The sequence below is a fragment of the Streptomyces sp. NPDC060028 genome (assembly GCF_042736725.1).
In the GTDB taxonomy this organism is placed as follows: Bacteria; Actinomycetota; Actinomycetes; order Streptomycetales; family Streptomycetaceae; genus Streptomyces.
In genome coordinates, this window is the sequence record NZ_JBHWVJ010000015.1 from 43,348 (window position 1) to 67,661 (window position 24,314).

General features: G+C 73.4%; 22 protein-coding genes and 1 pseudogene. 11 read left to right on the top strand and 12 right to left on the bottom strand.

The window, feature by feature from the left end:
* Positions 1-27 precede the first annotated feature (27 nt).
* From ACFWBF_RS10710 to ACFWBF_RS10730, 5 genes are all read right to left on the bottom strand, one after another.
* Positions 28-2,322 carry a molybdopterin oxidoreductase family protein gene (locus ACFWBF_RS10710; protein WP_385598385.1) on the bottom strand — a complete coding sequence of 765 codons (2,295 nt, stop codon included), beginning with the start codon at positions 2,320-2,322 and terminating at the stop codon, positions 28-30.
* A 166-nt stretch (positions 2,323-2,488) separates the two neighbouring features.
* Entirely contained in the window at positions 2,489-3,109 is a 621-nt protein-coding gene (locus ACFWBF_RS10715; protein WP_385598542.1) for a TetR family transcriptional regulator, read from the bottom strand.
* Positions 3,110-3,184: 75 nt separating this feature from the next.
* Positions 3,185-4,516, bottom strand: a complete 1,332-nt coding sequence (locus ACFWBF_RS10720) for a hypothetical protein (protein ID WP_385598386.1) — start codon at positions 4,514-4,516, stop codon at positions 3,185-3,187.
* A complete protein-coding gene (locus ACFWBF_RS10725) occupies positions 4,513-5,352 on the bottom strand; it encodes a cupredoxin domain-containing protein (protein ID WP_385598544.1) in 840 nt (279 codons plus the stop codon). Before ACFWBF_RS10725 ends, ACFWBF_RS10720 begins: the two co-directional genes overlap by 4 nt.
* Positions 5,353-5,450: 98 nt before the next feature.
* The gene (locus ACFWBF_RS10730; RefSeq protein WP_385598389.1) at positions 5,451-7,598 is read right to left on the bottom strand and encodes a right-handed parallel beta-helix repeat-containing protein; all 2,148 of its coding nucleotides are present in this window, start codon (positions 7,596-7,598) and stop codon (positions 5,451-5,453) included.
* Between the two features lie 296 nt (positions 7,599-7,894).
* Between ACFWBF_RS10730 and hmgA the strand changes: the two genes are divergently transcribed.
* From hmgA to ACFWBF_RS10745, 3 genes and pseudogenes are all read left to right on the top strand, one after another.
* Positions 7,895-9,226, top strand: coding sequence for a homogentisate 1,2-dioxygenase (gene hmgA, locus ACFWBF_RS10735; protein WP_385598391.1), 1,332 nt, complete (start codon positions 7,895-7,897; stop codon positions 9,224-9,226).
* A 43-nt stretch (positions 9,227-9,269) separates the two neighbouring features.
* Entirely contained in the window at positions 9,270-10,019 is a 750-nt protein-coding gene (locus ACFWBF_RS10740) for a GntR family transcriptional regulator (RefSeq protein ID WP_385598394.1), read from the top strand.
* A 12-nt stretch (positions 10,020-10,031) separates the two neighbouring features.
* Positions 10,032-10,103 (top strand): annotated as a pseudogene (locus ACFWBF_RS10745) (hypothetical protein); the annotation flags it as partial.
* Between the two features lie 14 nt (positions 10,104-10,117).
* Here the strand turns inward: ACFWBF_RS10745 and ACFWBF_RS10750 are convergent.
* Positions 10,118-10,282, bottom strand: coding sequence for a hypothetical protein (locus tag ACFWBF_RS10750; protein ID WP_385598397.1), 165 nt, complete (start codon positions 10,280-10,282; stop codon positions 10,118-10,120).
* Between the two features lie 130 nt (positions 10,283-10,412).
* Between ACFWBF_RS10750 and ACFWBF_RS10755 the strand changes: the two genes are divergently transcribed.
* Entirely contained in the window at positions 10,413-11,537 is a 1,125-nt protein-coding gene (locus ACFWBF_RS10755; protein WP_385598547.1) for a type ISP restriction/modification enzyme, read from the top strand.
* A gap of 36 nt (positions 11,538-11,573) precedes the next feature.
* Here ACFWBF_RS10755 and ACFWBF_RS10760 read toward each other — a convergent pair whose 3' ends face one another.
* Entirely contained in the window at positions 11,574-12,299 is a 726-nt protein-coding gene (locus ACFWBF_RS10760) for a TetR/AcrR family transcriptional regulator (RefSeq protein ID WP_385598400.1), read from the bottom strand.
* A 102-nt stretch (positions 12,300-12,401) separates the two neighbouring features.
* On the opposite strand from ACFWBF_RS10760, the gene ACFWBF_RS10765 reads away from it, so the two are divergent.
* Positions 12,402-13,391, top strand: coding sequence for an ATP-binding cassette domain-containing protein (locus ACFWBF_RS10765; RefSeq protein ID WP_385598402.1), 990 nt, complete (start codon positions 12,402-12,404; stop codon positions 13,389-13,391).
* Positions 13,388-14,176, top strand: coding sequence for an ABC transporter permease (locus tag ACFWBF_RS10770; RefSeq protein WP_385598405.1), 789 nt, complete (start codon positions 13,388-13,390; stop codon positions 14,174-14,176). Before ACFWBF_RS10765 ends, ACFWBF_RS10770 begins: the two co-directional genes overlap by 4 nt.
* 78 nt (positions 14,177-14,254) lie before the next feature.
* On the opposite strand, the gene ACFWBF_RS10775 is transcribed toward ACFWBF_RS10770, so the two are convergent.
* Complete coding sequence (locus ACFWBF_RS10775) at positions 14,255-15,205, bottom strand: hypothetical protein (protein ID WP_385598408.1); 951 nt, start codon at positions 15,203-15,205, stop codon at positions 14,255-14,257.
* 124 nt (positions 15,206-15,329) lie between these two features.
* Here ACFWBF_RS10775 and ACFWBF_RS10780 point away from each other — a divergent pair, with 124 nt between their 5' ends.
* The gene (locus ACFWBF_RS10780) at positions 15,330-16,529 is read left to right on the top strand and encodes a CaiB/BaiF CoA transferase family protein (RefSeq protein WP_385598411.1); all 1,200 of its coding nucleotides are present in this window, start codon (positions 15,330-15,332) and stop codon (positions 16,527-16,529) included.
* Between the two features lie 37 nt (positions 16,530-16,566).
* Here ACFWBF_RS10780 and ACFWBF_RS10785 read toward each other — a convergent pair whose 3' ends face one another.
* Complete coding sequence (locus tag ACFWBF_RS10785) at positions 16,567-16,836, bottom strand: hypothetical protein (protein WP_172671376.1); 270 nt, start codon at positions 16,834-16,836, stop codon at positions 16,567-16,569.
* 247 nt (positions 16,837-17,083) lie between these two features.
* On the opposite strand from ACFWBF_RS10785, the gene ACFWBF_RS10790 reads away from it, so the two are divergent.
* On the top strand, positions 17,084-18,823 hold the full coding sequence (locus ACFWBF_RS10790; RefSeq protein ID WP_385598415.1) for a serine/threonine-protein kinase: 1,740 nt from the start codon (positions 17,084-17,086) through the stop codon (positions 18,821-18,823).
* Positions 18,824-18,826: 3 nt separating this feature from the next.
* Here ACFWBF_RS10790 and ACFWBF_RS10795 read toward each other — a convergent pair whose 3' ends face one another.
* On the bottom strand, positions 18,827-19,633 hold the full coding sequence (locus tag ACFWBF_RS10795; RefSeq protein WP_385598550.1) for an SGNH/GDSL hydrolase family protein: 807 nt from the start codon (positions 19,631-19,633) through the stop codon (positions 18,827-18,829).
* 197 nt (positions 19,634-19,830) lie between these two features.
* Here ACFWBF_RS10795 and ACFWBF_RS10800 point away from each other — a divergent pair, with 197 nt between their 5' ends.
* Positions 19,831-20,940, top strand: coding sequence for a DUF5925 domain-containing protein (locus ACFWBF_RS10800; RefSeq protein ID WP_385598418.1), 1,110 nt, complete (start codon positions 19,831-19,833; stop codon positions 20,938-20,940).
* Positions 20,941-21,006: 66 nt separating this feature from the next.
* Here ACFWBF_RS10800 and ACFWBF_RS10805 read toward each other — a convergent pair whose 3' ends face one another.
* Positions 21,007-21,393 carry a GntR family transcriptional regulator gene (locus tag ACFWBF_RS10805; protein WP_385598421.1) on the bottom strand — a complete coding sequence of 129 codons (387 nt, stop codon included), beginning with the start codon at positions 21,391-21,393 and terminating at the stop codon, positions 21,007-21,009.
* A gap of 218 nt (positions 21,394-21,611) precedes the next feature.
* Here ACFWBF_RS10805 and ACFWBF_RS10810 point away from each other — a divergent pair, with 218 nt between their 5' ends.
* Together ACFWBF_RS10810 and ACFWBF_RS10815 are read left to right on the top strand one after the other, a co-directional pair.
* Complete coding sequence (locus ACFWBF_RS10810; RefSeq protein WP_385224102.1) at positions 21,612-22,094, top strand: DUF402 domain-containing protein; 483 nt, start codon at positions 21,612-21,614, stop codon at positions 22,092-22,094.
* Between the two features lie 214 nt (positions 22,095-22,308).
* The gene (locus tag ACFWBF_RS10815; protein WP_385598423.1) at positions 22,309-23,361 is read left to right on the top strand and encodes a lytic polysaccharide monooxygenase; all 1,053 of its coding nucleotides are present in this window, start codon (positions 22,309-22,311) and stop codon (positions 23,359-23,361) included.
* A gap of 39 nt (positions 23,362-23,400) precedes the next feature.
* On the opposite strand, the gene ACFWBF_RS10820 is transcribed toward ACFWBF_RS10815, so the two are convergent.
* Positions 23,401-24,261 carry an esterase/lipase family protein gene (locus ACFWBF_RS10820; RefSeq protein WP_385598426.1) on the bottom strand — a complete coding sequence of 287 codons (861 nt, stop codon included), beginning with the start codon at positions 24,259-24,261 and terminating at the stop codon, positions 23,401-23,403.
* Positions 24,262-24,314 lie beyond the last annotated feature (53 nt).

A 24,314-nucleotide genomic window follows, 5' to 3' on the forward strand; every position in this document is an offset into this window, starting at 1 on the left:
CGTGAGCAATACGAGCAAAACCCCAGCTCAGGGCAGGGGTGTCAGCACCACGGGGAATCCGTTGAGCACCGCCGTGCCGGAGAGCGGGTCGAGCAGGGTGCCGTCGAGGAGCTGGTTGACGTTGACGCCGGGCGAGGCGGCGGCCACCGAGAGCCGGACCCCCGCCCGGTCGTGGCCCCAGCCGTGCGGGAGGCTGACCACTCCGGTGCGGACGGCGTCGGTGATCTCCACCGGCACCTCCAGGCTGCCGCCGTCGCCGCTGACTCGGGCGCGGCCGCCGTCGGTGAGGCCGAGCCGCCCCGCATCCGCCGGATGGACCTGCAGGGTGCAGCGGTTGGAACCTCCGACCAGGGCCGGGACGTTGTGCAACCAGCTGTTGTTGGACCGCAGATGGCGGCGGCCCACGAGCACCAGGGCGGCGGGGCGGTCGGCGAGCGCCGCGCGCAGCCTGGGGAGCTCGGCCGCGATCGGTTCCGGCAGCAGCTCGATCCTGCCGCTGCGGGTCCGCAGCACGCCCGGGAGCCGGGACCGCAGCGGCCCCAGGTCGATGCCGTGCGGATACGCGAGCAGCCGCTCCAGGCTCAGGCCCGGCGTCTGCGCCCCCTCGGCCGCACTCTCACCCTCGTCCCCGCCGTCACCTGCTCCCGCGCCCGTGCCCGCGCCCGCGCCGAACCTGTCTCCGTACGGCCCCAGTCGGAGCATCAGGTCGAGGCGGCGCTCCGGGCCGCTCTCGCCCGTCAGGAGCCCGGCGAGGCGCGCGGGGTCCTGGCCGTGCAGCGGCGAGCCGGGATCGGCGGTCTCCTTGCCGAGGGCGGCCTGGATGGCGAGTTCGTCCACGGCGGCCGGGCCCGCGGCGCCGTGCATGCCGGAGACGGCGAGCACGAGGCGGGCGTGGATCTCGCACTCGTCGAGCCGGTCCGCTTCCAGGGGCACGGCGGGGCGGGTGTAGCGCACCTGGTTGCGGATGGCGAAGGCGTTGAAGGCGAAGTCGTGGTGCGCGCTCTGGGAAGGCGGCGGCGGGGGCAGCACGACATGGGCGTGGCGCGAGGTCTCGTTGAGATACGGGTCGATGCTGACCATGAAGTCGAGCCCGGCCAGGGCCGCGTCGAGCCGCCGGCCGTCGGGGGCGGACAGCACGGGATTCGCCGCGATGGAGATCAGGGCGCGGATGCGCCCCTCCCCCGGGGTCTCGATCTCCTCGGCCAGGGCGGCGATGGGCAGTTCGGCCTTGGCTTCGGGGTGGCCGCTGACCCGGCTGTGCCAACGGCCGAGGCTGAAGCCCTTGCCCGGCCCGGCGGAGCGGGGCCGCGGGCCGGCGGCCGGGAGCGGGAAGAGGGCTCCGCCCGGCCGGTCGAGGTTGCCGGTGAGGATGTTCAGTACGTCGACGAGCCAGCTGGCGACCGTGCCGTACTCCACGGTGCAGCTGCCGATCCGCCCGTAGACGGCGGCGGTCGGCGCGGCCGCGAGGTCGCGGGCGAGCTCGCGGATCTCGGTGGCCGTGAGGTCGCAGGCGGGGGCAACGGCCTCAGGAGTGAAACTGCCGAGCGCGTCGGCGAGTTCCCCGAATCCCTCGGTCTGTTCCCGCAGCGCCCCGGGGGCGGTGAGTCCCTCCTCGATCAGGGTGTGCGCGAGGGCGGCCAACAGCAGCGCGTCGCTGCCGGGGCGCGGCGCGAGGTGCCGGTCGGCAAGCTTGGCGGTGCGGGTGCGGCGCGGGTCGACGACCACGAGGGTGCCGCCGCGGGCGCGCAGCGCCTTGAGCCGGCCGGGGAAGTCGGGGGCGGTGCACAGGGAGCCGTTGGACTCGACCGGGTTGGCGCCGAGGAGCAGCAGGAAGTCGGTGCGGTCGAGGTCGGGCACCGGGATGGCGAAGGGGTCCCCGAAGAGCAGTCCGCTGGAGACGTGCTTGGGCATCTGGTCAAGGGTGCTGGCGGTGAACAGGTTGCGCGTGCCCAGGGACTTGAGGAGCAGCGGCGGGTAGAGGTGGCCGGCCATGGTGTGGACGTTCGGGTTGCCGAGGACCACGCCGACCGCCTGCGCCCCGTGCTCCCGTACGAGGGCGGGTACGGCGGCGGCGATGGCGTCGTACGCCTCCTCCCAGGTCGCTTCGCGCAGTCGGCCGTCACGGCGTACGAGGGGGGTGCGCAGCCGGTCGGGGTCGGAGTCGAGCGCGCCGAAGGCCGCGCCCTTGGGACAGATGAACCCCTGGCTGAAGACGTCGTCGCGGTCGCCGCGGGCGCCGGTGACGGTGGTGCCTTCGATGGTGAGGGTGAGGCCGCAGGTGGCTTCACACAGGGGGCAGATGCGAAGGGCGGTGCGGGGCATGGGCCCTCCAGGGGCGGCAGGCTGCGGCACGGGCACGCGGGCGCACCGAGCATACCGACCGGTAGGCACGGTGGGGAGGGGTGTGCGGCGCCGACCGAGCGGCGCGGGAGGTCGCCAGGGACGGACAATGCGGGCGGCGGACGCAAGCGGGAAGCGGGCGACGGGCTCAGTCCAGGACGCGGGCGAGGTAGGCGTGCATCATCGCGCGGGTCTCGGCCACGATGTCGGGGTCGCCTGCCGGGTCGTTGCGGAAGGCCAGCTGGATCAGTGCGTCGGTCGCCTCGACCGCGACCAGGACGGCCCGCTCGAGAGCGGCGTCCCGGGTGAGGCCGAGGTGCGCGCTGAGCAGCCCGGTGAGGCGGCCCGCGACCAGGTTGTTGGGGTCGGAGGCCGGACCTTCGGCAGGCGGCGCGGGGACGCCGAAGTCGACCAGGGCGAAGCCGGGGACGCTGCGCTTCATGGCCAGGTACTCGTCCAGTACGGCGTCCACGACGGGCCGCCAGTCGGTGGCCGGGAGGTCGGCGAGCCGCTCGGCGATGCCTTCGGCGTACTGGTCGAGATTGCGGTGGGCCAGGGCGATGGCCATGGCTCGCTTGTTGCCGAAAAAGCGGTAGACGGAGCCGATGGGCACGCCGGCGCGCAGGGCGACGGCCCGGGTGCTGAGGTGCTCGTACCCGGTCTCGTCCAGGAGCTCCGCGCAGGCGTCGAGGATCCGGGCGAGCCGGTCGGCGCTGCGCTGCTGGATCGGCGCACGGCGCAGGGGATGGTCTGGGGGCACGTGGTCCATCATGCCGCTCCTGGGTCGCGCCGGGTCATGGCGGGGGGCGCCGGGCTCGGTTCGGTGCAATTCAATTAAGTCAGTTCAGTTCAGCAGGAGGCTGAGTCCGCCGACCGTGTACGTGATCATCAGCGCGAGCAGCGGGAGCTGCCCGGCGATGGCTTTCGCGGGCGGGAAGAGGCGGACGGAGCGGTCGTGGGCCGCGATCACGCCGAGCACATGACCGGTGACCACGGCGATGACCTGGAGGGCGGCGAGGGCCCCCGGGGCCAGTGGTGGCAAGGGTTCCGAGGCATTGTCAGTGCCGAGTGCGATGCTCACTGTGCGTGGTCCTGCGGTTACCAGGAGGGAGAAGTAGTGGGCGATGAGATAGCCGACCGCGATCGGCACGAGTGAGTGCGCGAAGGCCGTCAGCGGGCCGGGGTGCGGGCCGCTGACGAGACGGGTGGCCGCCGCGCAGAGGCAGTAGAGGGCGGCGACGAGGGCGATGGAGCCGAGGAGTCCGAGGGTGGCCGTGGGGGTGCGGCCGAGGGGGGAGGTCTGGATCGCGTTGATCCACGAGGGGTTGTCCGAGAAGCCGTCGTAGGCGGTGGATCCGAGCAGGACGCAGACGGTGGCGACGAGTCCGGGCCGCTCGGGCGTCGCGTCGAGTCCGTGGAAGGGGTTACGGAGAACCAGGCGGCCGTCGCTGCGACGGCCGAGCGGGGAGAGCCGGGCCAGGAGGCCGCAGTACACCTCGAAGGCGTCTCCGTCGGCGAACCAGCGCTCGCCGAAGCGGGCGGCGAGCAGCAGCTGGGCGGTGGCGTAGAGGGTGAGGGCAATCAGAAGGGTGGTGGTGGAGGCGGGTTCGGGAGAGACGAGTTCGAGCCAGGTGAAGGCGAACAGCCCGGCGGCGGCGGGCCATTGGCCGAGCCGGGCGGGCAGGGGGCGGTCGCCGGGGGGCCGCGCCCGGGAGAGGAGGCCGTGCACAGCGCGGAGCGGGTTGAGCAGGCGCCAGACGGGGCCGAGGAGGAGGGAGGCGGGGACGAGTCCGACCCAGAGCAGGACGTAGACGGCGCCGGGAGCGGGGTTGCGGGCGGGGTCGTCGGGACCGAGGAGGAGGTACAGGAGGACCGCGAGCGCGGCTGTGAGGCCGAGCCCGCGCAGGGTGGTGCGGGTGGCCGGCGCGTCGGCCACCCGCTGAAGCCCGGCGGGCAGGGCGAGGCCGGAGCGGTCGCCGCGGAAGCGGGAGGTGGACCAGAGCAGGCCGAGCGCGAGGAAGGAGACGAAGAGCGCGGTGAAGGCGCCGGCGAAGGCATAGAAGGGAGAGATGGGCAGATCGTGCTGGGACCCGATGCCGTGGGCGAGCACGGTGGACGGATCGGCCGGGTGAAGGACCACGCCCCGGCCGCCGCCCACCGCCGGGAGCGTGGTCATCGGACGAGGAGCTGGGTCAGGACGAGGTCGGACTCGTGGGTCTCGACCTCGAAGAGGCCCGTGCGGTCGGCCGTCAGGACCAGGGTGGCCTCTTGGCCTGCCGGCAGGGCGAGTTCCTTGTCGAAGCCGTGGACGTGGAGGGTGTCCGCGCGGTCGCTGGTGACCCGCAGGGCGAGGCGTTCGCCGCGCTTCAGCTCGATGCGGCCCGGGGCGGGGGTGACCTTCCCGTCCCGGACGGTGAGGGTGACCGTGCGATCGGCCTGCGCTTCCGCGGGCGGGGACGCGGATGTGCCAGCGGGAGTGGAAGCGGGCTCGGATGCGGCCGGGGTGTGGCTGTGGCCGGTCGTGCCCGGGGGGCCGGCGGTGAGCTGGAGCGTGCCCTCGACCGGCTTGCCGGCGACGGCCCAGGCGGTGTGGTCGTCCGCGTAGAGGCGGACGGTCAGGGTGTGCGTGCCCTCGGGCACCTGCGCCGCGGGGAGGTGGTACCAGGGTCCGTACAGGCGGGCCAGTTTGCGGCTGTCCAGCTCCAGGTGCGCGTGGCCGGCGCCCGGGAGGGCGGCGCCGCCGGTGCTGTCGGGGGTGAAGTTGAAGTTCCGCACGGTCAGCTGGAGGTTCCAGCCGTCCTCGGAGTCCGGGCGGGCGGCGACCCGCACCTCCGGCGCGCCCTCGGCCGGGACCTGACGGAGCCGGTGGCCGGCGCCGTCGTCGGTGGTCAGGAGGGTGCCCGTGCTGCCGGAGGCCTGCTCGTGGCTGGTGCCGGGCTTGTGGTGGGTGGTGGCCCGCCCGCCGCAGCCGGCCGCCGCGCCGCCGGTGAGCAGCAGGACCAGGGCGAGCAGGGCCGCGGTGCGGGCGCTGCGGGCGCTGCGCGCACCCCTGCGGCGGCGGGGCGGCGTACCGCAGGCGTCGCACCGGATGCGGTCCTCGGGGTGGTCGGTCACGGCGCACCGCCCGTGGTGGTGTCGGGGCCGGCCTGGGACTCGGCGCTCAGGGCGGGGGCGGGGCCGGCCGGGACCGGGGCGCGGTCGCCGGCCGGGTCCTCGCCCGGGCCGGCGGGGCGGGCCGGGGTGTCGGCGCCCGGGCGGGCCGCGGCGACGACCGCCCACAGCACCCAGAACACGGCCACCAGGGCGCGTATCCAGGCGGGGCTCAGCGGGATCCAGGGGATCATCAGGACGGCCTTGTCGAAGGCGTCGAGCAGGGTCAGTGCCCCGAGCAGCAGGCTCAGCCGCGCCAGCCAGGGGCGGGTGGGGTTCAGGGCGACGCCGGTACCGGTCCACCACAGGCCCAGGCACAGCAGCCCCAGCGCCGGGACGGGGGTGCCGACCAGGGACATCGTGGAGCCGGACACGTCCAGGGCCAGTCCCGCGAGGCCCAGCAGGAAGGCCGCGGTGCCCAGGCGCGAGGTGCGCAGGCGGCGCCACCACAGCAGGCCGCCGACCAGCAGCAGCACGGCCGCGACGGCAAGGGCGATCTGGGTCTCCACCCGCTCCAGGCCCCGGGCGCCGTACCAGTCGCAGCCGGCCGGGAGCTTGCGCGCCTGGACGCTGTAGTCGGCGCAGACGAGGAGCTGGGCCAGCTTCACCGGCTCGCCCACGAGGCGGGCCGAGGCCCCGGAGACCGAGCCGCGCCGGTCCCCGCACCGGGGCAGCGTGCCGGGGGTCGAGCCGTCCGGGCCCGACTGCCAGCAGTTGCCGCGGCCCTGGCCGTCCCACCAGACGTCCATGCCGTTGGGGCGGGAGGCTCCGGACTTGTCCTTGCCGAGGATGTTGGCGGCGTAGCGGTTGTGGTGGGAGGTGTCGGTCTGCTTGTCCCAGGACTCCTCACCGCGGATGAAGGCCGGCACCGCGCTGAGGAAGAAGCCCGCGCGCTTGTGCCCGTACACCCAGTTGTTCTCGTACAGGTTCCAGTTGCCTCCGGCGGTGATGATGCCGGTGCCCGGCGGCATGGAGATCTGCGGGCAGACGACGCCCTGCTCGTAGCCGCGCTCGACGGGCGGTTTGGCGCAGGTGCCGTCGGCGACGTGGTGGTAGTAGTCCGCGTTGTTGTCGTGGATCAGGTTCCGCTCGAACTTGGCGTGGTTCTGCGGGAGTCCGGGGTGTCCGGGGAAGGCGCTGTCCATCGAGGCGCCGCCCATGTTCTGGTCGAACTCGTTGTCGTGCACCCACACCGAGTCGCCCGCCGTGCCGGAGTAGCCGACCATGTTGTGGTGGCTGCGGCAGCCGGTGATCTCGATGGAGTAGCGCGGGACGTCGTAGCCGCGGCCGTCGTTGATGTTGGAGGCGCTGCCGGGGTAGATGCCGGAGTCGCCGTTCCCGTACGACTCGCAGTTCTTGTAGAGCCCGTGGTCGCTGGCGAAGGTCAGGAAGCCGTATTCGTCGTTCCAGCGGCTGAGCACGTCGTCGATGACGAAGCCGTCGCCCGCGAGGACGTACAGCGAGTTGAAGGTGGTGCGCTGCACGGTGAAGTTGCGGAAGTAGATGCCGTTGGACTTGTCGGCCCGGATCGCGTTCAGCTTCTGGTACTTGGCGTCGATGACGACGTCGAGGCGGGTGGCGCCGGTGCCCTCGATCTGGAGGTCGGTCTTGCCGAGGATGGCGACGAGGTTCTGGTTGTGGCGGCAGGCGGCCTGCTGCTCGTACGACAGGATCTGGTAGCCGAGCGAGGAGTTGGGGGCCTTGAGCGAGGCGCACTCGCCCGTCGGCTTGGGGAGCGAGGGCTCCTCCTCGTAGAGGCCGGGGAGGATCGCGATGTTCATCCCCGGCCGGTCGACGGCGTCCACGGCTTCCTGCAGGTGGCGGTAGCCGCTCTTCTCGCACCGCTCGTACAGGGCGAGGTTGCGCTGCCTGAGCTCCTCGGGGAAGGCGGCTATCCGGCGCTCGAAGGCGGGCCGGTCGCTTTTGCAGACGACCAGGTCCGGCTCCGCCTGGCGGTACTGCGGTACGGAGCCGGTGCCGTCCGGGAGGGTGACGGGGCGCTCCTCGTGCGCGCCGGCGGGGGGCGCCGCGACGAGGAGGGACAAGAGCGCGAGAAGGGCGGCGAGGAGCACCGCCGGCACGGCAGGAAACCTGCGGGTCCACGACATGCGCGAGAGAGTAGAGCAATGTTCATCTTTTGGGATCCCCCCTCGCGGCAATCAGTCACCGCGGTCAGGCGCAGCGGTCTGTCACAGGCAGCCAGGCACAGCGGTCTGCCACAGCGGTCTGTCGCAGCGGTCAGTCAGGGAGCGGTCTGTAGCAACGGTCGTCGCGCCACCAGCCGCGGCAACATTTCGGGCGGGCTGCCGAAAGCCGTCGTTGACGTGCGGGGCGGGGAATCCTACTGTCAGCCATAGGATTCCTTGACGGTCCCCGAGAGACCTCCGACAGAGCGGGAGCAGCCATGAGCGAGCAGGCCAGGAAGACGGCGCAGGGGCTGGAGTACCTCACCGGCTTCGGCAACGAGCACAGCTCGGAGGCCGTCCCCGGCGCGCTCCCGCTCGGCCGGAACTCACCCCAGCGCGCGCCCCTCGGCCTGTACGCGGAGCAGCTCAGCGGCAGCGCGTTCACCGAGCCCCGCAGCCACAACCGCCGCTCGTGGCTCTACCGGATCCGCCCGTCGGCCGCGCACCCGCCCTTCGCCCGGACCGACAACGGCGCACTGCGCACCGCGCCGTTCACCGAGACGGTTCCCGACCCCAACCGGCTCCGCTGGAACCCGCTGCCCGAGCCGGCCCCCGGCACCGACTTCCTGGCCGGCCTGTGGACCCTGGGCGGCAACGGCGACGCGACCCAGCGCGCCGGCATGGCCATCCACCTCTACGCCGCCAACTCCTCGATGACCGACCGGGTGTTCAGCAGCTCCGACGGCGAGCTGCTGATCGTCCCGGAGCGCGGCGGACTGCTGCTGCGCACCGAGTTCGGGCTGCTCAGCGCCAGTCCCGGCGAGATGGCCCTGATCCCGCGCGGCGTCCGCTTCCGCGTCGAGCTCCTCGACGCGGACGACGAGTCCTCGGCCCCCGCCCGCGGCTACGTCTGCGAGAACTACGGCCAGCCCTTCGAGCTGCCGAACCTGGGCCCGATCGGCGCCAACGGGCTCGCCGCCGTCCGTGACTTCCGGGCCCCGGTCGCCTCGTACGAGGACACCGACCGCCCCACCGAGGTGGTCAACAAGTTCTGCGGCAACCTCTGGTCGGCGACCTACGACCACTCCCCGCTCGACGTCGTCGCCTGGCACGGCACGCACGTCCCGTACGTCTACGACCTGCGCCGCTTCAACGTGATCGGCTCCATCAGCTACGACCACCCCGACCCGTCGATCTTCACCGTGCTGACCTCGCCCTCCGACACCCCGGGCCTGGCGGGGGTGGACTTCGTGGTCTTCGCCCCGCGCTGGCTCGTCGGTGAGGACACCTTCCGCCCGCCGTACTTCCACCGGAACGTGATGAGCGAGTACATGGGCCTGATCGAGGGCGCCTACGACGCCAAGGCCGAGGGCTTCGTCCCCGGCGGCGGCTCGCTGCACAACATGATGTCCGCGCACGGCCCCGACCGGGAGACCTTCGACCGGGCGAGCGCCGCCGAGCTGAAGCCGCAGAAGATCGACGACGGACTGGCCTTCATGTTCGAGACCCGCTGGCCGATCACCGCCACCGCCCAGGCGGCCGGCGCGGACCACCTCCAGCCCGCGTACGACGACGTCTGGCAGGGTCTCCAGCGCCACTTCCGCGCCTAATATGCGCAGCACGCCCCCTGTCCAGCCGCATGGAGAACCACCCGTGACCGCCTTCGCCCCCGACTCGCTGGTCCTGAACCGGAAGCTGCCGCTCTGGTACCAGGTCTCCCAGTCGCTGCGCGCCTCCATACTGGGGCGCACCCCGGACGCCTCGCTGCGCCTGCCCACCGAGGAGCGGCTCGCCGAGCACTACGGGGTGAGCGTGCTGACCATGCGGCAGGCGCTCAAGGAGCTGGAGGGCGAGGGCCTGATCAGCCGCCACCGGCGGCGCGGCACCTTCATCGAGCCGGCCGCGATGCGCGGGGCCCCGGTACGGCTGCTGGGCTCGGTCGACGCGATCGTGGCGCAGCAGTCGGGTGACCGTACGACGATTCTCGGCCATGAGCGGACGGCGGTGTCCGGGGAGCTGCTGGAGCACTTCCCGGACACGGCCGAGGTGGTCTCGTACCGCAGGCTCCGCCACGACAGCGAGAGCGGCGAGCCGACCAACTGGGCGGAGAACGCGGTCCTGCCGGAACTGGCGGAAGCCATCGAACTGGGCGATCTGGAGCGCTGGCCGATGACCAAGGTGCTGCGTGACATCGTCGGGGTCCGGATCAGCCGGATCACCGACACCGTCGAGGCCCGGCTGGCCGACCCGGTGACGGCCGAGCTGCTCCAGGTCCCGCTGCTCAGCCCGATCCTGCACTACACGGGCGTGACGTACGACAAGGACGGCAGGGCGGTGGACGTGGCGCGGATCCGCTACCGCGGCGACCGCTTTTCCTTCACGGTCACCGTCGACGCCCACTGACCGACCGACCGACCGACGGGCCGACGGGCCGACGGGCCGACGGGCCGACCGACGGGCCGACCGACCGACGGGCCGGTTAGATGAGCCCGTCGGCCCGGCTACTTCTCGTCCTCCTCCGCGCGGCGCTCGCCCTCCGCCTGGGACGGCGTGGTGCGCATCGTCTCGGGGTGGTGGCGCTGGTCGCGCTGCCTTTCGTCCATGTCCTCGTCGAGCCGCTCGCCTTCGGCCTGTGAGGGAGTCGAGTATTCGTCGTACTGACTCATGACCGTCTCCTCGATCGGAACATTCGGGTACATCACGAGCGTAGCTCTCCGGCCTGGACACAGCCCGGCCGCCGGGCGGCGTCGCTACCATCGCCGGGTGAGCGCTGACGTACCGCTGCTTGACGATCTGATGCCCTGGGCCGTCGACGGCCTGCGCCTGGGGCGGTCCTGGGTGGCCGCCCCCGACCCGGCCGCCCTGCGCGCCCGCTGGACCGCCCTGGCCGGCGCCGAAGGAGCGGAGCGGGAGCGGCTGTTCCGGCCGACCCGCAGCCGTACGCCCGCCGCCGGCGCGGCGGCGCTCCCGGGGCAGCGGGCCGGCTCCACGGCCCGGTTCGCGGACACGCCCGGCCCCTGCCCCGAGCCCGTACGGGTGCTGCGCGAGCCCTTCGACGAGCAGTGGCTCCTGCCCGACCAGCGGCTGATCGACACGGCCCGGCCGGAGCTGTGGCGGGTCCTCGACGAGCACCAGCTCTTCGCCGTCGAGGTGCCGGAACTGCTGGTCACCGCCCATCTCCCGGCCGGCCGGCTCGGCCGGATCCGCCCGCTGCACCGGCGCCCCGGGGGCGCCGAGCCCAATCTCGCCCCCGGGCTGCTGCCGCTGCTCGGCGAGCACTACGGCGGCTGGGTCACCCCCGAGGACGTGCTGTGCTGGATCCTCGCCGCGGGCCGCCCCGGGCCGCGGGGCTACGAGGTCCCGCTCACCGCGGACCCCGGCCACTGGCGCGCCGGCCTGGAGCTGGGCCACCGGCTGCTCACCGTCCAGCTGCGCGGCGCCCGCGGCGGGGAGGCGCCCCGGCTGCCCGGCGGGCGCCGGCCGTACGTCCGCTCCGCGCTCGCGGCGTGGCCGCACGAGGCGGCGTACGACCCGCAGAGCGAGACGCTGAGCCTCGGGAGCGGGACCGTCTCCCCCGTCCCGGCCGCGGCCTGGGAGTACGAGGTCCAGGGCGCCCGGGTGCTGGAGGCCTGGCTCGCGGCCCGCCGGGCCCACCGCGACCCGGAGGCCGACGGGCTGGAGGCGCTGGGCCCGGCCGAGTGGCCGCAGCACTGGACCTCGGAGCTCCTTGCCCTGGTCACGACCCTGGCCCTGCTGGCCGACCTGGCCCCCGAGCGGGCGCGGTTCAGCCCCGGGCCGCCGCTGGCCCCCGCCGGGCTGCGGGCGGCCGGGGTGCTGCCGCCGCCGCGCTGGGCCCGGCGCCCGGCTTCGGTGCTGGACCACCAGGAGGAGGGCCCGGGCGGCCAGTTCGCCCTGCTGTAGTCCGGGAAATCAGGGCCGGGAAATCAGGGCCGGAGGTCAGGACCCCCACGCCGTCAGCAGCCGGGCCATCGAGCGGTCGAAGGCCGCGGTCAGGTCCGGTCCCGCGGTGGTGACCGGCGTGGCCGAGGCGAGCGCCGCCGCGAGGTGCGGGTACTCCCCCGTCGCCAGCCGGGAGCCGAGCCAGGCCGCCCGTACGCCCTGCTCCTCGGCCTCGCTCCAGGGGAGTTGGCGGCTCCGCTCGGCCAGCGCCAGCTCGCCCGCCACGTACGTGGCCACCGTGCCGTTGATCGCGGCGATCAGCTCCAGCTTCTCGCCGTCGGACGCCTCCAGCGGCGCCAGGCAGGCGAGGCTGTGCTCCAGGTACCGCAGGGCGTTCGGGCTGAAGCCGTGGACCGGGCTCAGCAGCCGGGGCAGCCAGGGGTGGCGCTGCATCAGCTGCCGCGTCTGGCGCGCCAGCGCCAGCAGGTCGGCGCGCCAGTCGCCGGTGGGCGGGGTCAGCTCGTACTCCGCGCTGACGGCGTCGACCATCAGCTCGTACAGGTCCTCTTTGCGGGGGACGTAGTTGTACAGGGACATCGTCCCGGCGCCGATGCCTGCCGCCACGCGCCGCATGGAGACGGCTTCGATGCCCTCCGCGTCCGCGATCCGCACCGCCTCGGCCGCGATCGAGTCGCGGCTGTGCGCGGGCCGGGGGCCGCGGCCGGCCCGCTGCGGGCGGGCCCAGATCACCGCGGGTTCAGTGGCGCGGTCACCGGTCGTCATCGCGCATCGCCTCGTCGCTCTCGTCGCCCTCGCGACCTCTTCACGTCCATGGATCACCATCCTAGTTACGTACGGCGTACGTAGTGCGGTAGGGTGCCGCACATGACTACTACGTACGCTGTACTTAGTGAGGGTCTGGAGAAGCGCTACGGGGACGTCCACGCCCTGCGCGGCCTCGACCTCGCCGTCCCCCAAGGCACGGTCTGCGGCCTCCTCGGCCCGAACGGCGCGGGCAAGACCACCGCCGTCCGGATCCTCGCCACCCTGACCGCGCCCACCGGCGGCCGCGCCCTGGTCGCCGGCCACGACGTCACCCGCGAACCCGCCGCCGTCCGCCGCGCCATCGGGGTCACCGGCCAGTACGCCTCGGTCGACGGCGACCTGACCGGCCGCGAGAACCTCCGGCTCTTCGCCCGCCTCACCGGACTGCGCGGGGCAGCCGGCCGGACCCGCGCCGACGAGCTGCTGGACCGCTTCGACCTCGCCGAGGCCGCCGACCGGGTGGCGTCCACCTGGTCGGGCGGGATGCGCCGGCGCCTCGACCTGGCCGCGGGGCTCCTCACCGACCCCCGGGTGCTGTTCCTCGACGAGCCCACCACGGGCCTGGATCCCGCGGCGCGCGAGCAGATCTGGACCGCGGTACGAGCCCTCGCCGACCAGGGCACGACCGTGCTGCTCACCACCCAGTACCTGGAGGAGGCCGACCGCCTCGCCGACGACATCGTGGTCGTGGACCGCGGCCGGACCGCGGCCAGCGGCACCCCGGCCGAGCTCAAGGCCCGGCTCGGCTCCCACGCGGAGGTCACCGTCACCACCCGCGAGGCGCTCGCGGGCGCGGCCGTCGTGCTCGACCAGCTCACCGGCGGCCGGCCCGCGCTGGACGGGGAGCGCCTCACCGTCGGCGTGACCGTCCCGGACGGCGCCCTGACCCTGCCCGCGATCATCCGCGCCCTCGACGCCGCCGGGATCCCGGTCACCGACGCGAGCCTGCGCCCGCCCACCCTCGACGAGGTGTTCCTGCGCCTCACCCGGGTCCGCCGGGCCGAGCAACCCGGGCGGCACGCCGACCAGAACCAGGAGCACGCGGCATGAGCACCCTGCTGTCCGACGGCGGCGCCGTCCTGACCCGCCAGCTGCAAAAGGCCCGGCACGCGCCGGCGCTGCTGATCCTGACCCAGACCATGCCGGTCACCATGCTGCTGTTCTTCGGGTACGTCTTCGGCAGCGCGCTGGCCATGCCGGGCTCGGAGTACCGGGAGTTCCTGGTTCCGGGGCTGCTCGCCGCGACCGCCGCGAACGGTCTGATGACCGGGATGTTCACGGCCGCGCAGGACGCCCACCGCGGGGTGATGGACCGGCTGCGGACCCTGCCGATGAGCCGGGCCGCCGTGCCGTTGGGCCAGACGGCCGCGGACCTGCTGACCACCGCGGTCTCGATGGTGCCGCTCATGCTGGTGGGGCTGGCGATGGGCTGGCGGGTCGAGAACGGCCTCGGGGGCGCGCTCGCGGCCCTCGGTGTGCTGCTCCTGTTCCGGTTCGCGACCGCGTGGGTGGGGACGTACCTCGGGCTGCTGAGCAAGAGCGAGGAGGCGGCGGGCCAGCTCGGCAGCGCCACCTTCGTCCTGCCGATGCTCTCCAGCGCGTACCTGCCGACCGCCGGGCTGCCCGGGTGGCTGCGGGCGGTCGCCGAGTGGAATCCGATCAGCGCCGTCGCCACCGCCGTGCGCACGCTGTGCGGGAACGCGGGCGGCGAGGCCGCGGCGGGCGCCGCCTGGCCGGCCGCGCACCCGGTCGCGGGGGCGCTGCTCTGGTCCCTCGTGCTGCTGGCCCTCTTCGCGCCGCCGGCCACGCGCAGGTTCGCGCGTGGCCGGGACTGAGGTCGGCACGCAGGGACCGGGACCAGGGACCCGGACCAGGGGACCCGGACCAGGGGACCGGGAGCAACGGCGCTGGGACTAGGGGACCGGGAGCAACGGCACTTGGACGGTCCTCGGGAAGGACTCGGTGCCGCCGTCGTCCAGGGCGTCGGTGCGCAGCACTTGGACGTCCGCCGTGAAGCGGCAGTTGAGCACGAGGAGGCCGCACACCCGGTAGCGGACCACCACCTGCTTCTCGGCACCCGCCGCCAGCGCACCCACCGCCTGCGGCACCGGGCCGATCCGGGTCACCCCGGAGCCGGCGGGAAGGGCGTCGGTGAGCACCACCCCGAAGGCGTCACCGGGTCCCGTGTTGCGGATCCGGTACTCGACGCCGAGGGTGCGGGAGAGGTAGTTGAGCGGCCCGCCCCAGTAGGCGCGGTGGGTCACGGCGAGCTGCGGCTGCAGGACCGTGATCGAACCGCTGAGGGCGAGCTGCCATGCCTTGCCGGTGCCGACGGAGACGGCGGCCGCCGGGATCGCGAAGGTGCCCGACCCCGTGGCGCCCCGGTACGCGTTGGTCGTGGTGGCGTCCGGTACGACGGTCCAGGTCCCGGAGCCCGTCACCGAGGTCCCGCTGTAGCTCAGGCCCGGCGCGGCGCAGCTGCCGCTCTGCAGGGCGAGGGTCAGGGTGCCGCGGGCGTTGGTCAGGGTCACCCGCGCGTCGGTGGACTCCAGCACGGCTTGGGTCCCGCCCACCCGGAACGGGAGGTCGATGCCCAGTTGGGAGGGCAGCGCCGAGAACACTCCGGCGGAGAGCGCGGAGCTGCCGGTGAGCCGCCGGGTGTCGGTGAGCGGCCCCGAGGAACAGCCCGGGCCGCTCGTCACGACGCCGTTCGCGCTGGAGGCGTTCACGTTCAGCGGGTGCGGGGCGAGGCTCTCCGCGCCCGCGGGCGGGGCCATGACCACCAGCCCGGCCAGCAGCGCCGTCAGGACGACCGCTGCCCGCCGGGCTGCGGAGCGCGGAATCGATGCGGTCGGGCGTCTCATGGGCGGCCCTTCTGTACGAGTCGACGGATGAGCCCGTACCTTACGCACGTAAAACGGATTATCAGTGTGCATTTCGCACCGCACACGGGTGACAGACCGCCCTCCACCCGGTAGGCAGGGCGCCATGACCACCACCGAGCCCCTCCCCCTGGACGGCATCACCGTCGTCGCCGTCGAACAGGCCGTCTCGGCCCCGTTCGCCACCCGCCAGCTCGCCGACCTCGGAGCCCGCGTCATCAAGGTCGAGCGGCCCGACGGCGGTGATTTCGCGCGCGCCTACGACACCGCCGCGCACGGGCTGGCCTCCCACTTCGTCTGGGCCAACCGGGGCAAGGAGTCGATCGCGCTCGATCTGAAGGACCCGCGCGGCCGGGAGATCCTGCACGGGCTGCTCGACGGCGCCGACGTGTTCGTGCAGAACCTCGCCCAGGGGGCCGCCGCCCGGCTGGGGCTCGACTCGGCGGCGCTGTGCGCCCGCTATCCGCGGCTGGTCGCGGTGGACGTCTCCGGCTACGGCGCCGAAGGCCCGTACGCCCACAAGCGCGCCTACGACATGCTCGTGCAGTGCGAGGCGGGCCTGGTCTCGGTGACCGGCACCCCGGAGCAGCCCGTCAAGGCGGGCATTCCGGCGGCGGACATCGCGGCCGCCATGTACGCCTTCTCGGGGGTGCTCGCGGCCCTGCTGCGGCGCGGCACCACGGGGCGCGGGGGCAGGGTGGAGGTGTCGATGCTGGACGCGCTCGCCGAGTGGATGGGCCATCCGCTGCACCTGACGATGCACGGCGGGCAGGAGCCGGTACGCACCGGACTGGCGCACGCGGTGATCGCCCCTTACGACGCCTACCCGACGGCGGACGGCGACCGGGTGCTGCTGGCGGTGCAGAACGACCGGGAGTGGCGTCGTCTTACCGAACAGGTCCTGCAGCGGCCGGAGTTGGCGCTCAACCCGGCGTACGCGACGAACGCGGCGCGCACCGCGAACCGGGAGAAGACCGACGCGGTGGTGGCCCAGGCGCTGGTCCGGCTGGGCGCGGACGAGGCGATCGCCGCACTGGAGGCGGCGGGCCTGGCCTGCGCACGGCTGAACTCGGTGGCCCGGCTGGCCGGGCATCCACAGCTGGCGGCGCGGGACCGCTGGCGGGAGGTGGGGTCGCCGGCCGGTCCGCTGCGGGCTCTGCTGCCGCCCATCGGACTGCCGGGTGGCGCGGCACCGCACATGGGTGCGGTGCCCGCGCTCGGCGAGCACACCGAAGTCCTGCTGGGCGCCTTGGGGATGACGGGCGCACAGATCGCGGCATTGCGCCGGGACGGTGTGATCGGGTGAATCAGGCCGGGACGAAACGGCTTTGCTTCGGGGACAGTTACGAGCGGCGGCTGCCGAAGAGCGTGCGACGCAGACGGCGCAGCGGCGCGAAGAGCGAGACGCGCGCGCTCCGGCTCCGCAGACGGTGCGTGTGGTCGCGGGAGGTGAGCTCGCGCATCAGCAGCGTCGCCTCGGCGGCCTCGCGGTGCGGGACGGCGGGGCCGCCCAGCACGGCGAGGTGGCGGTCGAGGCGCGAGCTGGTCGCGCTGCTGCCGCAGGTGATGGCAGGCACGCGAGGCGGCCTGCTGCGCATTGCTATCTGTTCCATGTCTCTCCCCACCCGTACGAGGGCACCCGGCCCGGGCAGGTTAACCCTATCGCCCCCGCGTCGCGCTCGGGTATCCCGGTGGTGTGAATTACCCCTACCACAACGGGGAGTTGACGATTACTCAGCGGAGTCGACAGTTACTCTCCGCACAATTTCGGCGCCATGCGGACTCCCTGCGCGGCGGGAGTCACTCAGCGCGCACTGCGCTAACTTGGAGTGATCAGTCGGTAACGCATTGGGGGCTCCCGTGAATGAGGCTCGCTCGGATGGGGAGACGGACGGCGAGCGGCTCATCGCCGGCCGGTACCGCCTGCTGGGCCCGCTCGGCCGGGGCGGCATGGGCATCGTGTGGCGGGCCCGGGACGAGCTGCTCGGCCGCGAGGTGGCGGTCAAGGAGGTGCGGGCGCCGGCCGGGCTGGACGAGGCCGACGTGAGCCGGATGTACCGGCGGCTGGAGCGGGAGGCCTGGGCCGCGGCCCGGGTCTCGCACCGCGGGGTCGTCACGGTCTACGACGTGGCGACCGAGGGCGGCCGGCCCTGGATCGTGATGGAGCTGGTGCGCGGGCTCACCCTGGCGGAGGTGCTGGAGGCCGAGGGGCCGCTCACCCCGCAGCGGGCCGCGCACATCGGCGAGCAGGTGCTGGCCGCGCTGCGCTCCGCGCACGAGGCGGGGGTGCTGCACCGGGACGTGAAGCCCGGCAATGTGCTGATCGCCAATGACGGCCGGGTGGTGCTGAGCGATTTCGGGATCGCGAGCCTGGAGGGTTCCTCCTCCATCACGATGACGGGCGAGGTGATCGGCTCCCCCGAGTTCCTGGCGCCGGAGCGGGCGCTCGGGCGCGAGCCGGGTCCCGAGTCGGATCTGTGGGCGCTCGGGGTGATGCTCTACGCGGCCGTCGAGGGGGTCTCGCCCTTCCGGCACGACACCCCGCTGTCCACGCTGCGGGCGGTGGTGGACGAGGAGTTCCCGCCGCCGCGGCGGGCCGGCGCGCTGGAGCCCGTACTGGCGGGGCTGCTGCGCAAGGATCCCGCCGAGCGGCTGCCCGCGGCGGAGGCGGCCCGGATGCTGCGGATCATCGGCGCGGGCGGGACCGTACGGGCCTTCGGCGGGCCGGTGTCGGGGCCGGATGCGCCGACCGCGGTCGTGCCCCACCGGCACGAGGAGCAGGGCGGACCCGGTGGGTACGGCGCGCGCGGCGGGCCCGGCGGGCCGACCCCGCGGATGCCGCTGCCGATGCCGACGCCCGCGTCCGGGCCCGCGGCGGCCCGGGGGCCCGCCCCGGAGCCGCCCCGACGGGGGCGGGCCGGGCTGGTACTGACGGCCGGCATCTTCGTACTGGCGCTGGCCCTGGTCGTGCTGGCCTGGCTGGTACTGCAGGACCGCAAGGGCTCGGGCGGGGACGGCGGCGAGAGCCCGACGGACGCTCCGACCACCTCGCAGTCGGCCTCCCCCTCCGCCTCCCCTTCGGCGAGCCCGTCGCCTTCCCCGAGCCCCTCCGCCTCCCCGTCGGCCACCCCCGCGCCGCACGTCACCGTGTCCGCGGTGACGGCCGTACGGGACACCTACAGCGGCAGCTGCCCGCCGCCGGCCGACCGGGCGCCCGCCTTCGGCGCCACCGTGGAGGTGGACGGGACGCCCGCCGTGCTGGAGTACCGCTGGGCCACGCGCAGCGGGGTGACCACGGGACCGGGCTGGCAGTCCGTCACGTACGAGGCGGGCGGGCCCGCGAGCAGGAGGCTGGAGTACACGGAGCTGACGTACTTCGCGAGCGCGACCTTCGAGGACGCGGTCCGGCTGGAGGTCCGGGCGCCGGAGGAAAGCACCTCGGACTGGGTGGAGTTCTCCGTGACGTGCGAGAAGGAGACCCCGACGGACGGGGCCTCCTCCCCTGGAACACCCGGAACGCCTGGCGCGTCCGGTCCGCCCGCGTCACCGGGCCCGACGAAGTCGGGTCAGGCTGCCGACGGCGAGGCACTGGACGAGTGAGCGTCAGGCCGCGTTGGTGAAGGCGGGCAGGTAGCCGCCGGAGTGTCCGGCGGCGGTCGGGTGGTAGGACTCGCCGATGTTGAGCCAGTTGAGACTGTGCAGCCACGCGTCGCCGGAGCAGATCTCGTGGCCGGTGAAGGCGCCCGCCACCGAGGCGAAGGCGAAGCCGTGGTTGGCGGCGCGTTTGGCGACGGCGGCGTTCAGGTAGTCGGAACCGCCGTTGATGGCGGTGCGCTCGCCCTCGGTGAGGCCGGTGACGCAGGACCCGTTGAGCTTGTAGAAGCGGGGATAGCCGAGGACGACCACGCGGGCGTTCGGCGCCTTGGAGTGGATGGCGTTGTAGACCTGGTCGAGCTGGCCGGGGAGGGTGGAGTCGACGTACGCCTTGGCCTGGTTGACGCGGCTGACGCAGGTGGACTCCGACTGGAGCACACAGGTCGTCATGACGTCGGCGAAGCCGGCGTCGTTGCCGCCGATGGTGATGCTGACCAGGTCGGTGCCGGAGTTCAGCGGGCCGAGCTGACCCGCGAGCACATCACCCGTACGGGCGCCCGAACAGGCGGTGAAGGAGAAGGTCTGGGGGGAATGGGCGGCGGCCCACAGGGCCGGGTAGGCACGGGTGGTGCGTTTGCAGTCGCCGCTCCCGCTGTCGTAGTTGCCGGCGCCGACGCCGGAGGAGTACGAGTCGCCGAGGGCGACGTAGCCGAAGTCCGCCGAGGCGGCGGCGGAGGCCTGGCCGGCGCCGAACAGGGCGGCGCCCGCGGCGAGTAACAGCGAGGAGGTCAAGGCTGCGAAGCGCGACATTCTCATGCTCATGTGTGCGGCTCCTTGTGGGGGTTACTCCTGAGTCCGTGGTACTGGGAGACGGGAGCCGCTGGAAGCGTTCATGCCAAGAATGTTCGGGGTGGACTTGCGGTCCGAATCTTCACGTCCGATGCGTTTGAAGAGGGAACTTGGGCACCCGATCCGGCGAAACACGGGTGCATGAGGACACTTCGTGCCGGATCATGGGCGCCATGCCAGCCAACCCGCATGACGCGCTGCCGATCCGGCTCAACGTCGACGACAGCGACTCGCCGTCCGACGTCGTCGATGCGCTGTTCCTCGGCCGGTTCGCGTCCGGCGAGCAGCCGTACTCGCACAGCGTGTCGATCGAGCGGGTGAAGGCCGACGCGAGCCTGCTGCCGCCCGAGGCCACCGTGCTGCGCTCGGCGCGCGACACCGACCGCAGCGCGACGCTCGCGGAGGGCGACGGCTGGACCATGCTCGTCTCCCGCTGGAGCCGGGGCGCGGACGTGACGGTGACCGCGGTCAGCGACGAACTCGCCGCCGGGGTGCTGGGCAAGGCCACGGAGGGGGTTCAGGACGAGCCCGCCCCGCAGCCGGAGAACGTCGCGATGGGCTTCTGGTACGTCTCCCCGCGCCGCGGCCCGTACCGTACGACGCGTCAGATCGCGGCCGGTACGTGGGCGGAGGTGCGGCCCAACTACACGGCGCCGGTGGCGGGGGCCATGGACCGGCTGATGAAGGTCACCCCCGACGACATCGCGGGCCGGCTGCTGTTGCTGCACGGTCCGCCGGGCACCGGGAAGACCTCGGCCCTGCGGACGCTGGCCCGCTCCTGGCGGGACTGGTGCCAGGTGGACTGCGTCCTGGACCCGGAGCGGCTGTTCAACGACGTCGGCTACCTGATGGACATCGCGATCGGCGAGGACGAGGGCACGGCGAAGGGCCGCTGGCGGCTGCTTCTCCTGGAGGACTGCGACGAGCTGATCCGCGGCGAGGCCCGGCACACCGCCGGGCAGGCGCTGTCCCGGCTGCTCAACCTGACGGACGGCCTGCTCGGCCAGGGGCGCAACGTCCTGGTCGGCGTCACCACCAACGAGGACCTGGAGCGCCTGCACCCCGCGGTGGTGCGGCCGGGCCGCTGCCTGGCCCGCATCGAGGTCGGCCGGCTGACGCACCGCGAGGCGGTGGACTGGCTGGGCACGGACGAGGGCATCCCCCGCGAGGGCGCCACCCTGGCCGAACTCTTCGCCCTCCGCCGAGGCGCGACGGGCCCCACGCCCCTCCTCCCGCCCCAGGGCCACGACACCGACGCGGGCCTGTACCTGTAGCGGAGCTGAATGGCCCGGCCGGCGCGCCGAAAGGCGGCGCCGGCCACAATCCAGCCGCGGGCGGAGTTACTGGCCGTACCGCGCCCGGAGGGCATCGGCGGCGGCCGCCGTGGCTTCCTCCATGCTCAGGCCCAGCCGGTGGACCCGGTCCGCGAACGCCTGGCCGGCCGCCGCGGCCTCGCGGGAGGCCCCTTCCCCCGCCGCCGCGACGAACGTGCCATGGCGGCCCCGCGTCTCGATGACCCCGTCGGCCTCCAGCGCCCGGTACGCCTTGGCGACCGTGTTCGCCGCCAACCCGAGCTCCTGCGCCAGCCCCCGCACCGTGGGCAGCTTGAACCCCGTCGGCAGCTTCCCCGACCGCGCACGGTCCGCGATCTGCGCGCGCAGCTGCTCGTACGGGGCGGCGGCGCCGGCCGCGCCGTCAATCCGGATCTTCAGGTTCGTCGAGGTCACGCGGCCGATTCTCCCCCATCACCCCCGTGATCCGCAGGCATCCGTCCCGGCACCGCCCGGCCGCGCGGACCGACAGTGCCCCCCGCTACGGCTCGGGGATGACCGGCACCCTGCGGGCCTTGCGCGGCCGGGGCCTGGCTAAGCTCGCGAAGACCGATTCGGGTACGAGATCCGCGCGACCGAACGCGCCACGCGAAGAAGCTGGAGACCACGAGAACATGACCGAACAGCTCACCGTCGCCCTGGTCAAGGCCGGCCGTACCAAGATCCGCTACCCGGCGGACCTGGTCGCCGACACCGGCAGCCGGATCTCCGTGCGCGCCCCCTGGGCGGCAGAAGGCGTACGGGACTTCGGCTTCGTGCGCTTCGAGCCGGGCGACGTGTTCACCGAGCACTTCTGGCGCGACCGCTGGTACGCGGTCAAGGAAGTGCGCACCGGCGAGGGCGTCCTCAAGGGCTGGTACTGCGACGTCACCCGCCCGGCCGTGGTGGAGGACGGCGTGATCGTGGTCGAGGACCTGGACCTCGACCTGTGGGTCTCGGCCGACGGCACGTCCGTGCTGCGGCTGGACGAGGACGAGTTCGCCGAGAGCGGCCTCGCCGAGACCGACCCGGAGGCGGCGGCCGAGGCCGTACGGGCCCTCGACGCCCTGGACGCGCAGGCCAGGACGGCGGCGGGGCTGAACGCCCTGCTGGCGTAGCCGGCAGCGCTTCCTGTGGGCACGCTTACCGCTTCCTTAAGCGGAGCCTAAGGATCGCCTTCCGGGCCCCGGAGCCGGGGAAACCCGGGGTGCGGGCGGTTAGTTTGGCTGGGCCAGGGAGGGCCGGAGGCGGCGCCGCGACCCCGTAGGGGACGGCGCCGCACAGCCCGGGTCTCCTGGCGCACCCCTGCCTTGCGCCCGAAGGAGATCCACCATGCCCGCACGCCGCACCGCCACCCGTATCGCGTCCGTCGCGCTGGCCCCCCTCGCGGTGGCCGCGTACGCCGCGGCGCCCGCGGCGGCCCACGGTTCGATGACGGATCCGGTCAGCCGGGTGGCGGCGTGCTACGCGGAGGGACCGGAGGCCCCGAAGTCGGCGGCCTGCAAGGCGGCGGTGGCGGCGAGCGGGACGCAGGCGTTCTACGACTGGAACGCGGTGAACATCGCCAACGCGGCCGGCCAGAGCAAGTCCCTGATCCCGGACGGGCAGTTGTGCTCGGCAGCCAACCCCAAGTACAAGGGTCTGGACCTGGCCCGCGGCGACTGGCCGGCGAGCCCGATGGCAGCGGGCGCGCACACCTTCCGCTACAAGGGGACCGCCCCGCACAAGGGTTCCTTCGAGCTGTACGTGACGAAGGACGGGTACGACCCGTCGAAGCCGCTGAAGTGGTCGGACCTGGAGCCCGCGCCGTTCGCGAAGGTCACCGATCCGGGCATGCAGAACGGCGACTACGTCTTCTCCGGCACGGTCCCGAACAAGTCGGGCCGCCACCTGATCTACAGCGTGTGGCAGCGCTCGGACAGCCCCGAGGCCTTCTACACCTGCTCGGACGTGGTGTTCGGCAAGGACAACGGCGGCAACGGCGGCAACGGCAACGGGGGCGGTTCCACCGCCAAGCCGAGCACGAAGCCCGGCTCGAAGCCGAGCACCCAGCCGTCGCAGCAGGCCTCGCAGCCGGCCTCGCAGCAGCCCTCCGTGCAGCCCTCGGACGAGAGCGGCCCCCAGGCCCCGACCGACGAGCAGATCGCCGACGGCGCGGACAAGTCCACGGTGGAGCACAACGGCCACGGTGACAACGACCCCAAGACGAACGCCAAGACCGCCGAGTCGCCGGTCCCCGCGCAGGGCACCAACCTCGCGGAGACCGGCGCCGGCAGCGCCACCCCGGCGATCGCGATCGCCGGGGCGGGCATCCTGGCCGTCGGTGCGGCCGTGCTGTTCGCACTGGCCCGGCGCCGTGCGGCCACGGGCCGCCACGGCCGCTAGTCCAGCGCGGGGTTCACGCCGGACGGACCGTCTGCCGCGTCAGTCGAAGACCGACGCGCAGGTGGTCCGTCGGGCGTGCGCCGGGTCGAGGGCGTTGGCCGCCTCGTGCCAGGCGATCCGGTCGGTGAGGCCGATGGCCACGTGCTCCGAGAGGTCCAGGAGGCACATGTCCTGGAGCACCACGTTGCGTACGTCCGGCCCGTCGAGGAATGCGCTGCGGTAGGGGGTGACCACCTCGTCGTACTTGGTCGCGATCACCGTGTACTTGACGCCGGGAACGGTGTCCCCGCCCGCGTTCAGCTTGTTCTGGAAGGCCGATCCGGCGATCTGGTCGGCGAGTCCGGGTGTCGCGGCGCTGATCAGGTCCTCGGCTCCGGGGAAGTACGGGAGCAGTTGGGTGAGCCCGTCCAGGTCCGTGCCGTGGTTGTCGGGGGCGAGTCCGACCAGCGCGTTGACCTTGGCGGCGCCGCCGAGGAACTTCAGGTAGTAGCGCGGCATCATGCCGCCCTGGGAGTGGCCGATGAGGTCGGTCTCGGCGGCGCCGGTGGAGGCGAGCACCTTGTCGACGAAGACGGAGAGCTGGCCGGCGGACTTGTCGATGGGACCGAGCCCGTTGAAGAGGGGTACGCCGGGCAGTTGACCGTAGTCGAGCGAGTAGACGCAGTACCCGCGGTGGACGAGGTACGGCGCGAGGCCGAGCCAGTTGTCGATGGAGTTGCCGAAGGTGCCGTGTACGAGCACGACGGGCCGGGGGTGGGCGGCGGACGGCTTGCAGGACCAGTCGTTCCAGCCGCTGCTCGGTGCGGACGCGGCCTGCGCGGTGCCGGTGGGGGCGACGAGCGCGGCGGCGGTGAGGGTGAGGACGGCCAGCGGGCGGAGCAGGCGTCTCCAGGGCAGCATCGTGTGATCTCCTTGCGGCTCAAGGGGAATGCGTGGGGATGAGTGGGGATGAC

Bases quoted from the DNA above. Each gene is read 5' to 3' on its own strand.
- ACFWBF_RS10760 (WP_385598400.1), bottom strand. From the start codon at position 12,299: ATGACGACCGGTGACCGCGCCACTGAACCCGCGGTGATCTGGGCCCGC.
- ACFWBF_RS10820 (WP_385598426.1), bottom strand. From the start codon at position 24,261: ATGCTGCCCTGGAGACGCCTGCTCCGCCCGCTGGCCGTCCTCACCCTC.
- ACFWBF_RS10755 (WP_385598547.1), top strand. From the start codon at position 10,413: ATGCCCTGGGCCGTCGACGGCCTGCGCCTGGGGCGGTCCTGGGTGGCC.
- ACFWBF_RS10770 (WP_385598405.1), top strand. From the start codon at position 13,388: ATGAGCACCCTGCTGTCCGACGGCGGCGCCGTCCTGACCCGCCAGCTG.
- ACFWBF_RS10810 (WP_385224102.1), top strand. From the start codon at position 21,612: ATGACCGAACAGCTCACCGTCGCCCTGGTCAAGGCCGGCCGTACCAAG.
- ACFWBF_RS10750 (WP_385598397.1), bottom strand. From the start codon at position 10,282: ATGAGTCAGTACGACGAATACTCGACTCCCTCACAGGCCGAAGGCGAG.
- ACFWBF_RS10730 (WP_385598389.1), bottom strand. From the start codon at position 7,598: ATGTCGTGGACCCGCAGGTTTCCTGCCGTGCCGGCGGTGCTCCTCGCC.
- ACFWBF_RS10765 (WP_385598402.1), top strand. From the start codon at position 12,402: ATGACTACTACGTACGCTGTACTTAGTGAGGGTCTGGAGAAGCGCTAC.
- ACFWBF_RS10720 (WP_385598386.1), bottom strand. From the start codon at position 4,516: ATGACCACGCTCCCGGCGGTGGGCGGCGGCCGGGGCGTGGTCCTTCAC.
- ACFWBF_RS10800 (WP_385598418.1), top strand. From the start codon at position 19,831: ATGGGCGCCATGCCAGCCAACCCGCATGACGCGCTGCCGATCCGGCTC.
- ACFWBF_RS10815 (WP_385598423.1), top strand. From the start codon at position 22,309: ATGCCCGCACGCCGCACCGCCACCCGTATCGCGTCCGTCGCGCTGGCC.
- ACFWBF_RS10775 (WP_385598408.1), bottom strand. From the start codon at position 15,205: ATGAGACGCCCGACCGCATCGATTCCGCGCTCCGCAGCCCGGCGGGCA.
- ACFWBF_RS10780 (WP_385598411.1), top strand. From the start codon at position 15,330: ATGACCACCACCGAGCCCCTCCCCCTGGACGGCATCACCGTCGTCGCC.
- ACFWBF_RS10715 (WP_385598542.1), bottom strand. From the start codon at position 3,109: ATGGACCACGTGCCCCCAGACCATCCCCTGCGCCGTGCGCCGATCCAG.
- hmgA (WP_385598391.1), top strand. From the start codon at position 7,895: ATGAGCGAGCAGGCCAGGAAGACGGCGCAGGGGCTGGAGTACCTCACC.
- ACFWBF_RS10785 (WP_172671376.1), bottom strand. From the start codon at position 16,836: ATGGAACAGATAGCAATGCGCAGCAGGCCGCCTCGCGTGCCTGCCATC.
- ACFWBF_RS10710 (WP_385598385.1), bottom strand. From the start codon at position 2,322: ATGCCCCGCACCGCCCTTCGCATCTGCCCCCTGTGTGAAGCCACCTGC.
- ACFWBF_RS10795 (WP_385598550.1), bottom strand. From the start codon at position 19,633: ATGAGAATGTCGCGCTTCGCAGCCTTGACCTCCTCGCTGTTACTCGCC.